General features: G+C 38.1%; 12 protein-coding genes. 6 read left to right on the top strand and 6 right to left on the bottom strand.

The window, feature by feature from the left end; all coding sequences use genetic code 11:
* The coding region (locus AC1DDX_RS13760) for a 3-keto-disaccharide hydrolase (RefSeq protein WP_477622161.1) at positions 1-430 on the bottom strand (430 nt) is incomplete at its 3' end.
* Positions 431-474: 44 nt separating this feature from the next.
* A complete protein-coding gene (dctA, locus tag AC1DDX_RS13755) occupies positions 475-1,749 on the bottom strand; it encodes a C4-dicarboxylate transporter DctA (RefSeq protein WP_477622160.1) in 1,275 nt (424 codons plus the stop codon).
* A gap of 45 nt (positions 1,750-1,794) precedes the next feature.
* Here dctA and AC1DDX_RS13750 point away from each other — a divergent pair, with 45 nt between their 5' ends.
* From AC1DDX_RS13750 to AC1DDX_RS13740, 3 genes are all read left to right on the top strand, one after another.
* Positions 1,795-2,061, top strand: coding sequence for a hypothetical protein (locus AC1DDX_RS13750; protein WP_172661478.1), 267 nt, complete (start codon positions 1,795-1,797; stop codon positions 2,059-2,061).
* Entirely contained in the window at positions 2,062-2,634 is a 573-nt protein-coding gene (locus tag AC1DDX_RS13745) for a Crp/Fnr family transcriptional regulator (RefSeq protein ID WP_172661479.1), read from the top strand.
* A gap of 72 nt (positions 2,635-2,706) precedes the next feature.
* Complete coding sequence (locus tag AC1DDX_RS13740; RefSeq protein WP_288882942.1) at positions 2,707-3,141, top strand: carboxymuconolactone decarboxylase family protein; 435 nt, start codon at positions 2,707-2,709, stop codon at positions 3,139-3,141.
* Here the strand turns inward: AC1DDX_RS13740 and AC1DDX_RS13735 are convergent, their stop codons facing one another.
* Positions 3,142-3,768: a gluconate 2-dehydrogenase subunit 3 family protein gene (locus AC1DDX_RS13735; protein ID WP_172661481.1), complete on the bottom strand. Its 627-nt coding sequence runs from the start codon at positions 3,766-3,768 to the stop codon at positions 3,142-3,144.
* Positions 3,769-3,784: 16 nt separating this feature from the next.
* Positions 3,785-5,521 carry a GMC family oxidoreductase gene (locus AC1DDX_RS13730; protein ID WP_337717204.1) on the bottom strand — a complete coding sequence of 579 codons (1,737 nt, stop codon included), beginning with the start codon at positions 5,519-5,521 and terminating at the stop codon, positions 3,785-3,787.
* 268 nt (positions 5,522-5,789) lie between these two features.
* Between AC1DDX_RS13730 and AC1DDX_RS13725 the strand changes: the two genes are divergently transcribed.
* Positions 5,790-6,434, top strand: coding sequence for a DsbA family oxidoreductase (locus tag AC1DDX_RS13725; protein WP_172661483.1), 645 nt, complete (start codon positions 5,790-5,792; stop codon positions 6,432-6,434).
* Positions 6,435-6,689: 255 nt separating this feature from the next.
* On the opposite strand, the gene AC1DDX_RS13720 is transcribed toward AC1DDX_RS13725, so the two are convergent.
* Entirely contained in the window at positions 6,690-8,462 is a 1,773-nt protein-coding gene (locus tag AC1DDX_RS13720) for an ABC transporter ATP-binding protein (RefSeq protein ID WP_288882940.1), read from the bottom strand.
* Between the two features lie 3 nt (positions 8,463-8,465).
* Positions 8,466-9,230 carry a tRNA pseudouridine(38-40) synthase TruA gene (truA, locus tag AC1DDX_RS13715; protein ID WP_288882938.1) on the bottom strand — a complete coding sequence of 255 codons (765 nt, stop codon included), beginning with the start codon at positions 9,228-9,230 and terminating at the stop codon, positions 8,466-8,468.
* An 89-nt stretch (positions 9,231-9,319) separates the two neighbouring features.
* Between truA and AC1DDX_RS13710 the strand changes: the two genes are divergently transcribed.
* Positions 9,320-9,784, top strand: coding sequence for a DUF4293 domain-containing protein (locus AC1DDX_RS13710; RefSeq protein WP_172661486.1), 465 nt, complete (start codon positions 9,320-9,322; stop codon positions 9,782-9,784).
* 84 nt (positions 9,785-9,868) lie between these two features.
* Positions 9,869-11,672, top strand: a 1,804-nt coding sequence (locus AC1DDX_RS13705) for a DEAD/DEAH box helicase (RefSeq protein ID WP_477622159.1), incomplete at its 3' end; no start/stop codon positions are given.

Below are 11,672 nucleotides of genomic sequence, written 5' to 3'. Positions count from 1 at the left end.
TCTCAATAGAGATTGGCCAATCCTGCTCTTTTAACATTGTTCTCGGATCCTGCGAATGAAACATTACACCGCTATTTAACAAAGTATAATCAGGGGCTCCTTTTTGCAGTTTTCCTACAAAACGATATTCAAATTTCAAATGATAATAAGAGAATGGCGTTTTATAATACAGGTGCGCAAACTGATCATTAAAATCTCCATATTGATCATACCGCACTTTAATGATACCATCTTCAACCCTAAAAGTATTTCCAAAATTCACACCAAATTCATGATGATGTACCTTTACAAACCAATCCTTAATGTCTTTACCATTAAACAAAGGGACCCAACCTTTTTTGTCATCAGATTGGTTTGAGCTTTGCTTAATTCCTCCGCAGCCTGCAAAAAGAAGACAAGAAATCAAGGCTATAAATGTATATTTTTTCATGTTATGTGTGGTTTATTTAGTTGGAGGCAAAATACAATAAAAAATTAAATATCCGATTCCTCCATGCTTTCAATGGAAGCAGGTTGAATCGCAAGCTTATATTTCTCTTCATCAAATTCGTTTTCGCTTTTGGCAATTACAATCGTTGCAATTCCATTTCCAATCATATTTGTTATAGCCCTGGCTTCAGACATAAACCTATCTACTCCTATTAAAATCCCTATATGTTCAACCGGCATTAGTTTCAAAGCGGTTAAGGTAGACACTAATACAATAAACCCACTGCCAGTAACCCCGGCAGCTCCTTTTGATGTGACCATCAAAACAGCAAGCACACCTAGCTGTTCTCCTATTGAAAGATCTACATTAAAGACCTGACACAAAAATATAACTGCCATAGAAAGATAAATTGCCGTTCCATCCAGATTAAAAGAATAACCGGTAGGTATAACCAAACCAACAACAGATTTATCACAACCAATGGCTTCCATTTTCTTCATCATACTAGGTAAAACAGACTCAGAAGAGGAAGTACCCAAAACAATCAGGATCTCCTGTCGAATATATTTCAAATACTCTAATAAGCTAAATTTATAAAACCTGCAGATGGCGTTTAGCACTACAAAAATAAATAAGAAACAGGTTAGATAAACTGAAYCCATTAGCTTCGCCATAGGCAACAACGTTTTTAATCCATAAGTACCAATGCTAAATGCCATCCCCCCAAAGGCACCCAACGGAGCAAGTCGCATCACTATCTTCATGATATTAAAAAATACCTTTGCCATTTTATCAAAAAAACTAAGCAATGGCTGCCCACTATCGCCAAGCTTATTTAAACCATAGCCAAATAAAATGGCAAAGAATAATATCTGTAAAATATCTCCTTTGCTAAAGGCCTCAAAAACATTATGAGGTATTATGTTCGCAAAAAACTCTAACCAATTAATTTTGCCTGCTTGTTCAGTATATGCTTTTATTTTACTCACATCACCCGTTGTAGGGTGAACACCAATCCCAGGCTTTAATAAATTGGCAACCACCATTCCAATTAAAATGGCTACAGTAGTAACCACCTCAAAATATAAAAGAGCTTTCCCTCCAACACGCCCAACTTTCTTCATATCGCCCATATGGGCTATTCCCAGAACTATTGTTAAAAATATGATGGGAGCAATGAGCATACTGATCATTTTAATAAAACTCTGGCTTATAAGTTCGGCATGTGGGGCGAAACCCGGGAAAAAAGTACCGACAATAATCCCTAAAGCAATAGCCACTAAAACCTGAAAAGTAAGATTCGAAAGGATAGATTTCATTATACTATAATAGTGAAATTTTGTTTAATGTATTAGCTTTATGGCATGGAAAGCGAAAACAAAAATCCTTACGTACAGTTCAACGGTAAAATCCTAAAGGATTGGAAAGACAATGGAGTAAAATACATCAAGCTTGTAGAGTTGGAAACCGACCTTACTGTTAAGTTTTTCGAGCTTATTCCGGATTCTGAGATTCCTGATTCCGGCGAAACAATATATCATATAGAATCAGATGATATTACCGAGCTTTTAGAGCCGGTAGCTAAAGTGAAATTTCTGGTACACGAAATCTATCTTGAAGAGGAGGAGTAAATGTATCCTGAACTTTTAGCCCACATTAAAAGATATGTACAACTTGAGTCGTATGAAGAGCAATTGTTATGCGATAGCATCGAGCTTAAAATACTTAAAAAGAAAGAGTATCTTCTGGAAGCAGGTAAATTATGCAAGGGAGATTATTTTATTGTCAAGGGCTGTTTAAGGCAATTTTACATTAATAAAAAACTGAACGAGCAGATTATAAACTTCGGTCTGGAAAACTGGTGGATAGCAGATCAGGACAGCCTACTGAACAAACAACCATCTACAACCAATATCCAGGCTATAGAACCCTCAGAACTTTTGTTTCTGAGTGAAAAGAATAAAACAGTCTTGTTCGAAAAAGTACCTCGATTGGAAAGTTACTTCCGCATAATGATGCAAAAAGCGTTTGTTGCCTCACAACGCCGGATAGGCTATATTTTTAACCAAACTGAAGAAGAACGTTACAGGCATTTCTCAAGTTTATTCCCTGATTTCATGCAACGTGTACCACAATACATGTTAGCTTCTTATCTAGGTTTTACTCCACAATTTCTTAGTCGCTTAAGAGCTAAAAAGCAATAAACTTTCTTAACCACAGTTCATTTTTCTAAGGTACTTTATTGCTCAACTTTGGTACAACAAAAACAAATAGTTATGAGTAATAGAATTAGAATTAACCAGGTAGAGCCAGCAGCTTACAAAGCAATGTTGGCGTTTGATAGTTATGTGGAACAAAGCAATCTTACCACTAAACATAAGGACCTCATCAAAATAAGGGCCTCTCAAATTAATGGATGTGCTTACTGTATCGATCTGCACACCCGCGATGCACGCAAAGCGGGTGAAACAGAACAAAGAATTTATGCCCTTAATGCATGGAGAGAAACTCCATTTTTTGATGAGCAGGAACGTGCCTTGTTAGCACTTACAGAAGAAGTAACTTTTATTAACAACAAAGTATCTAATGAAAGTTACAATAATGCTGCTGCACTTTTTGACCATGTTTACCTTGCTCAGATAATCATGGCCATAATTAGTATCAATGCGTGGAATAGAATTGGGATAAGCACCGGAATGGAGCCGAAATAACTACACCCCTTCCATACCGTATTGCTTTAGCACATCTGCCGGTACACCTTCCCAACGGTTAGGTACATTGCCAACATAACCGAGGTCCTTAATACCGATCTCGGTTGTAAAGAATCCTGAAGCAGTGAGGTCTCGCATCAAACTAAAGAAAGCCACACCTTGTTGCATTCCTGGTTTTACTTTCTTTGGATATGCAATGTCATCAACCATCTCAATTTGCTGAGTTGATGATGCATCTTTAAAAGTTTTCTGATAGCGGTTTAAACATTGCAGATCAAGCCACTTTAGTCCACCGCGCATCGGAGTTTGATGTCCTGGCATATCCTTAACAATGAACTCAATAAAATCAGGCACTTTGGCATCCGAAGCGCTTCCTGATTTGTCATCCTTAGGAATAATAATATCCGCTAAAAGCGTTATTGTTGCCATTTCATGTTCGGTAAAGAACTTCCATGAATTTAATTTCTTATCACGTTCTACTTCAAACTCCTGTCTTCCAGGTTGGGCTTCGCCATCAGCACCTTTGGCAACAACTTCCGGTTCTTTTCCCGGTTTACAGGCTTCAAGCACCACACCTGCGCTAATTGCAGTAAGGCCCAAAGCTTTTAATGAATCACGTCTGTTCATATATATCGATTTGAGATCAGCTAATGTTTAAGGTTTTCTTTTGTGCTAAAATGTACTCTGCAGTACGCATAGAAAGCGCAAGAATTGTCCAGGTAGCATTTTTATCACCTTGTTGTACAAAAGGAGCAGCATCTACTACAAAAAGATTTTTACAATCATGAGCCTGGCACCATCTGTTTAATGCAGATTTTTTAGGATCATCACCCATTCTTACCGTGCCAACTTCGTGTATAATCTTTCCGGGCGCTTCTAATCCGTAGCTTGTTTCCGCACCAGGAGGCTCAGAGGCAATTGCCCCCATTGCATGCATAATTTCCTTAAAGGTTTCCTGCATGTGTTTTGCTTGCTTTACTTCTTCCGGGGCCCATTTATAGTTAAATCTAAGTACCGGTATTCCGTATTTATCTACTACGTTTGGATCTATTTCGCAATAGTTACTTTCCCTGGCTATAGCGGTTCCTCTACCCGCCATCCCAACTTCGGTTCCATAAAAGCGCCTGTAATCATCCTTTAACCCAGCACCATATCCGCCGGCTTCTTTCATTTTACCGTCCCTACCAGGTATAGAACCGTTCATACCCTCTATGCCCCAGCCAAATCCATAACCAGGCATACTAAGTCCGCCACCATATTCTATGTGATAACCTCTTGGGAAATCAAGTTTTTTATTATCAAGCCACCATGGGGAATATATATGTATACTTCCGGCACCATCTTCGTTATATCTTTTGCGATCTACCAACTGAGGCAGGTATCCACTCATACTGGCTCCAGTAGAATCATGCAGGTATTTACCAACTATTCCACTACTATTCGCCAATCCGTCAGGATGGGCAGCAGATTTAGAATTAAGTAATAACCTTGCAGATTCACATGCACTGGCACCCAGAATAATGGTCTTACCTTTTACCTGGTATTCTTGCATATCCTTTGTATTTACATAAGATACTCCCGTTGCTTTTCCGCTTTTATCAGTTAACACCTCTCTTACCATCGCATTGGTAATAACAGTTAGGTTTCCTGTTTTTACTGCCGGAATCACCAGGCAAGACGATGATGAAAAGTCGGCATAAACTTTACATGATCTTCCGCACTGACCGCAATAAAAGCATTGCCCCCGATCTTTATTGTCTTTTAATGCTTCGGTAAGTACAGAACCTCTGCCAGGAATTACAGTTACCCCAACTTTTTGAGCTGCTTTTTTTATAAATAGTTCATTAAGTCTTGGTTTCGGAGGTGTCATAAATATCCCATCAGGCTCACTTTCTATGCCCTCTACTGTACCATAAAGACCAATCATCCTATCTACCCTATCATAAAAAGGTTTTAGCTCCTGGTAAGTAATAGGCCAGGGATCAGTTAGTCCATCCTTAGGTTTAAAATCATCTGGACCCATTCTCAAAGAGATACGACCCCAGTGATTTGTTCTTCCACCAAGCATTCTGGAACGAAACCAGGCAAACTCCGAATTATTTTTCTGAGTATATGGTTCTCCTTCTAGCTCCCATCCGCCATAAGCAGCATCAAAATCACCAAAGTGTCGGGTAGTACCCGCTCCTCTTCTTGGCGACTCCCATGGCCACTTCAGTTGTTGAGAGTCTATTCTCGGATCAAAATAAGCACCAGCTTCCAGCATTAAAACTTTCAAACCTGCATTGGCAAGTACATATCCGGTCATACCTCCTCCGGCACCTGATCCTACAATGACAGCATCATATTCGACGCCCGATTTCTTGATTTCAAATTCGCTCATTTATAATCTGATTTTTTTTTAAAATAACGATTTACGGAGCATTTTATTCCTAAAACCATTGTCTGTAACAACAATAATGGCTTAGGCTAAAATAAGCACTTAATAATAAGTAATATACAAATTTTAACAATCCACAGAAAAATTAGAACTTATTTATAACCACTCTAATTAAAGTCCATTATAGTCCATCGAGCTAACATTAATCATACAAAACTCATAATTAACAACATAACTATATAAATAAATCCATATGTCTAAATTTGCTTCAATGAAGGTAGATATTTGGTCGGACGTGCGTTGCCCGTTCTGTTATATAGGAAAAAGAAAATTTGAGGCCGCTCTGGAACAATTTGAGCATAAGGATAAAGTTGAAGTTGAATGGCATAGTTACGAGCTTGATCCACATGCTGAAACTGCTCCGGAAATTAGCTCTTATGATCATCTTGCCAACAGATATGGCAGATCAAGAGAATGGGCTATAGAAACTCATGAGCATGTAACAGAAACTGCTGCAGCAGTAGGTTTAGATTTCAATTTTGACATCTCGGTTGTAGCAAATTCTTTTGATGCCCACAGATTAATTCAACTGGCAAAGTCAATGGGACTGGGTGATGAAGCCGAAGAACAATTATTTAAAGCACATTTTACAGATGGCATTAATATCAGCGATCATCAATCACTAATTGAAATAGGCACAAAGATCGGTCTCGACAAATTATCTGTACAAACTATGCTGAACGGCACCGATTTTACAGACGAAGTAAGATATGATGAAAACGCCGCCCAAACCATCGGGATTAAAGGGGTTCCTTTTTTTATATTTAATCAGAAACTTGCTGTATCAGGAGCACAATCACCGGAAACGTTTTTAGGTGCGTTGAATCAGGCATTTCAAAATAACATCGAAAAATAAGCATTCTCTTTCAAAGTCTGGAATCTTTTGCCCCTGAAAAAGGGACAAAATTTCCTAGGCCTTTTCTGAGAAACTGATTTTTCAGGAAAACCCACCGTCTATTTTTTTAAATCTACTCACATATATCCATATCGCATAGCTAGTGCATCTTGCATAACTTATTTTCCAGAAAAAATCCTTGTTCTTCGAAGACATGCAGATTTTTCCCTTCAAAAATCTGAGGATGAGAAGAATCAAGAATTTTTTCCTCTTGTTTTAAACTGATGTAGAAATACCGGTAGAGTTAAATTGCAAATCGTACAATCTCTTGTAATACCCATCAAGTTTAAGTAATTGCTGGTGTGTTCCCATTTCCTTGATCTCGCCCTTCTCCAATACAAGAATTTTATCTGCTTTCTGTATAGTTGACAGGCGGTGTGCAATCACAATAGAAGTACGTCCCTTCATTAAGTTCTCTATAGCTCGTTGAATAAGCATTTCCGTTTCCGTATCTACAGAAGATGTAGCCTCATCAAGCACAAGAATAGCTGGATCGTAAACCAGCGCTCTGATAAAAGAAATCAATTGTGCCTGCCCTGCAGATAATGTTGCACCGCGCTCCATCACATTGTACTGATAACCTCCTGGTAATCGCTCAATAAAATCATGAGCCCCTACTTTTTTTGCGGCATCAACAACCTCTTCCATCGTAATCGCATCATTATTGAGCGTTATATTATTAAAAATGGTATCCGAAAAAAGGAAAACGTCCTGCAACACAGTCGCAATTTTATTCCTTAAATAACTTAATTCATAATCCTGTATTCTTGTTCCATCAACTTTAATCTCTCCTTTTTGAATTTCGTAAAAACGGTTCAAGATATTTATTGTCGAGGATTTCCCGGCACCGGTTGCTCCAACAAGGGCAACTGTTTTACCTGCTTCAACTTCAAAAGATATATCTTTCAATACATAATTCTCATCATTATATGCAAACCAAACCTTTTCAAAGGAAATATTGCCTTTCATGATTTCAGGAGCATAAGTACCTCTATCCTCTGTAACCTCATTCGTGTCCAAAACCTTAAATACACGTTCGGCACCAACCATACCCATTTGCAGGGTATTGAACTTATCCGCGAGCTCACGGATTGGTCTGAAAAGCATACCGATGTACATAATGAACTCGGTAATAATACCAGGTTTAATTGTTGGATTGCTAAGGATCGTTCTGGCTCCATACCATACTAACAAACCAAGTGACATAGCAGAAATAATTTCCACTACAGGAAAAAATATAGAGTAATACCAGTTAGAGCGGATGTTCGCATCGCGATAGCGTCCATTAATTTTCAAAAACTTATTATACTCTTGTTTCTCTCTGGCAAAATATTGAATAATTGAAACCCCGGTAATATGTTCTTGCAGATAGGTATTCAAGTTAGATACTTCCGTTCTGATTTCCTGAAAGGCAGATTTAATTGCTTTCTGAAAAATTGAAGTAGCAATAATAAGTAAAGGCATTGGCAATAAAACCACAAGTGTTAAGGCCCAATCTTCATATACCATCACGCCTATGATCACAATCACCATTAAAATATCGCCTATAATTACAATTAAACCTTCCGAGAAAATCTCAGCAATGGTTTCGAGATCCGAAACTGTCCGGGTAATTAACTGACCAATAGGTGTATTATCAAAGTACTTCAATCGCAACTTAGTAATATGATTAAACACATTTATTCTTAAATCACGAATTGCCGACTGCCCCAGCGTATTTGTAAGTAAGGTGTGGCTATACTGTACCCCGGTTTGAACAACAAGCAATACAAGCATTAGTATGGTCATATTTAGTAACCCGCTGTAATCTCCGGTAACAATGTGATGGTCCAGCGTATACCCGATAAGAATAGGTCTTAATGGAGCAAGAACAGCTAGGAGTATAGTAAGGATTACCGAAATTATAAAGATGCGCTGATACGGTTTTACATATTGAAAAACCCTTTTCAACAACCCTACATTAATTACATCACCGGTTATTTTAGACATATTTTATTTTACAAAAGGGTAGATTACGCTTACAAGATACAAACCACATGCAGGTACTGATTGTCCGGCATTACTTCTGTTCTTACTTTCTATTATTTCTTTAAATTGTTCCAGGTTAATTTCATTTTTACCAATCCGTACCAAGGTACCAACAATTGCGCGAACCATATTTCTTAAAAAGCGATCTGCTCTGATGGTAAACAATAAAGATTCATCCTTTACCTGAAAATGCGCTTCGGTAATTTTACAATTATTAGTAAATGTTTGCGTATTAGATTTACTGAAACAAGAGAAATCTGTATGTTTCAACAAAATCCCTGCAGCCTCATTCATTGCTGCAACATCAAGATCTCCTTTATATAGCCACGATCTATCTAGCTTAAATGGATCTTTATGAAAATGTATATGATAATGATAAGCTCTTTCTGTTGCACCAAAACGTGCATGGGCCGTATTTTCAACCTCAAAAATACGTTTCACTGATATTTGGTATGGCAATAGAGAATTTATACCTGTAACAGAACGTTCAAAATTCAATGGTTTAACTTCATTCGTTTCGTTATCTTGTACAATATCAAAGTGCGCATAAAATTGGGTAGCATGTACACCAGCATCTGTCCGTCCGCAGCCAAGTGTAACTATAGGTTGCCTAAAATACGTAGACAGCGCCTTGTCCAGGCATTCCTGTACAGTAACGGCATTAGGCTGTACTTGCCAGCCATGATAACTTGTTCCGTTGTACGACAATTCAATAAAATACCGTTGCATATTCAATTGTACAAAATTATCTTTTTAATCGGATATCGGATTGGTTACTATTTGCCTTTTAATATATTTGTTGAAATTATTGAACTGATATGATACAACGCGTACAATCTATATGGCTGCTTTTGGCTGCACTCACCCTAATCTGTCTGTTTTTCATTCCTTTAATAACTAAAAGTGTGAATAACACAGAGTATCTTTTATATCTTGATGGCCATCAGCAATCAATTAAGGGGGTAAATGACGCTAGTACCGCTGTCACCCCTTTGGGAGCAATGATCATAAATGGAGTTGCAGTATTAGTATGCCTTATTTGTATATTTCAGTTTAAAAATCGCGCTATGCAAAAGCGACTGATCATGATCAATATTGTGCTGATCGTTGTTACAGCCATTTTATCAGCTTTAAACGCTTCACTTTTACCGGGGGGAATAAACGGTTCGTCTATCCATTTCGGCTCTTCGCTATTCGTTCTGGCTATAATATTTTGTCTACTTTCAATACGTGGAATCCGTAAAGACGAGCAATTATTAAGGTCGGCCGACAGACTAAGATAATTAATTAGCTCATTTTTATTTAGTTACGTATCTGTAAAATACCAAATATTAAGCTTACCTTTGCGGCTTAATAAATTATTATACATGATAAACCCATTTAGTAAATTGGGGATAAGTGATGACGTTGTTAATGCTGTAAAGGATTTAGGTTTCGAAAATCCAACACCTATTCAGGAACAAAGTATTCCTGTACTGTTAGAGGGCAATAACGATTTTGTTGGTTTGGCCCAAACAGGAACAGGAAAAACAGCCGCATTTGGTTTGCCGCTGTTAGAATTGATAGACTTTAAAAGCAATAAGCCTCAGGCATTGATTTTATGCCCTACAAGAGAGCTTTGCTTGCAGATTACCAGCGACATCAAGAATTTCTCAAAAAACATCTCTGGTGCTAATGTAGTTGCCGTTTACGGTGGCGCAAACATTATGCAACAGTTGCGTGAAATTAGAAACGGTGTACAAATTGTAGTGGCTACACCCGGCCGTATGTTGGACATTATTGGCCGTAAGGCTATAGATTTCAGTAATGTGAAATTTGTAGTTTTAGATGAGGCTGATGAAATGTTAAACATGGGCTTCCAGGAAGACATCAACGACATCTTGTCAACAACTCCTGACGACAAAAAAACATGGTTATTCTCTGCAACTATGCCYCCAGAGGTTAGAAGAATAGCTAAAAATTACATGGATCAGCCGGTTGAGCTAACCATGGGAACAAAAAACACAGGTAATGTAAACATTGAACACGAATACTATATCGTTCGTGCAAGAGATAAATACGCTGCCTTAAAACGTATTGTAGATTTTAATCCTGAAATTTTTGCAGTAGTATTCTGCAAAACCAAATTGGATACTCAAGACGTTGCTGAACACTTAATTAAAGATGGCTACAATGCTGATGCATTGCATGGAGATCTTTCTCAGCAACAACGTGATAAAGTTATGCAACGTTTCCGCGATCGTAACATGCAGTTGCTTATTGCTACTGACGTTGCTGCACGTGGTATTGATGTAAATAACGTTACTCACGTAATCAATTACTCTTTACCTGACGAAATTGAAAGTTATACTCACCGTAGTGGCCGTACCGGTCGTGCAGGTAAAACAGGTATTTCAATCTGTATCGTTAACTCTAAAGAGATTGGTAAAATCCGTCAAATTGAAAGGATCATCGGTAAACAGTTTACTAAAGCTGAACTACCTACAGGTTTTGATGTTTGCGAAAAACAATTATTTGCTTTAGTACACAAAGTTCACAATGTTGAAGTTAACGAAAACCAAATCGAGCAGTACATGCCTCGTATTATGGATGAGTTTGCTGAACTAAGCAAAGATGAGGTAATTAAACGTTTTGCATCTTTAGAGTTTAACCGCTTTTTAGAGTATTACAAAAATGCACCTGATCTTAATTCATCTGCTGATGACAGAGGTGAGCGCGGCGAACGTGGTGAACGTGGAGAAAGAAGTCACAGAGGTAGCGAAGGTTACACTCGTTTATTTATAAACCTGGGTTCTGTTGATGATTTTACAAGAGGTGATCTATTATCTTTTGTATGTAACAATGGTAAAATCAGCGGAAAAAGCATTGGTAAAATTGACCTAAAAGGTGTTTATTCATTCTTTGAAGTTGAAAATGCAACTGTTGAGTCTTTATTCAACAACTTTAAAGGAGTTGAATTTAATAACCGTGGTGTAAGGATTGAAAAAACTGCAGATAGTGATGGTGGCGGTCGTAGTCGTGGTGGCTCAGGCGGTGGCAGACGTGAAGGCGGAAGCTATGGCGGTGGAAGACGCGAAGGCGGAGGAGAGAGAAGAAGCTACAGCGGTGGCGGTGGTGGAAGACGTGAAGGCGGAAACAGCAGCGGTGGTGGCGGTGGTTTCAGAGATTTCT

The sequence above is a fragment of the Pedobacter sp. 10L46_2 genome (assembly GCF_056395165.1).
The sequence above is the reverse complement of the archived record's forward strand: the minus strand, read 5'-3'. Positions and strand labels throughout refer to the sequence as shown.

Coding starts and splice junctions, on each gene's coding strand:
- AC1DDX_RS13750 (WP_172661478.1), top strand. CDS start 1,795: ATGGAAAGCGAAAACAAAAATCCTTACGTACAGTTCAACGGTAAAATC.
- AC1DDX_RS13745 (WP_172661479.1), top strand. CDS start 2,062: ATGTATCCTGAACTTTTAGCCCACATTAAAAGATATGTACAACTTGAG.
- AC1DDX_RS13740 (WP_288882942.1), top strand. CDS start 2,707: ATGAGTAATAGAATTAGAATTAACCAGGTAGAGCCAGCAGCTTACAAA.
- AC1DDX_RS13735 (WP_172661481.1), bottom strand. CDS start 3,768: ATGAACAGACGTGATTCATTAAAAGCTTTGGGCCTTACTGCAATTAGC.
- AC1DDX_RS13730 (WP_337717204.1), bottom strand. CDS start 5,521: ATGAGCGAATTTGAAATCAAGAAATCGGGCGTCGAATATGATGCTGTC.
- AC1DDX_RS13725 (WP_172661483.1), top strand. CDS start 5,790: ATGAAGGTAGATATTTGGTCGGACGTGCGTTGCCCGTTCTGTTATATA.
- AC1DDX_RS13720 (WP_288882940.1), bottom strand. CDS start 8,462: ATGTCTAAAATAACCGGTGATGTAATTAATGTAGGGTTGTTGAAAAGG.
- truA (WP_288882938.1), bottom strand. CDS start 9,230: ATGCAACGGTATTTTATTGAATTGTCGTACAACGGAACAAGTTATCAT.
- AC1DDX_RS13710 (WP_172661486.1), top strand. CDS start 9,320: ATGATACAACGCGTACAATCTATATGGCTGCTTTTGGCTGCACTCACC.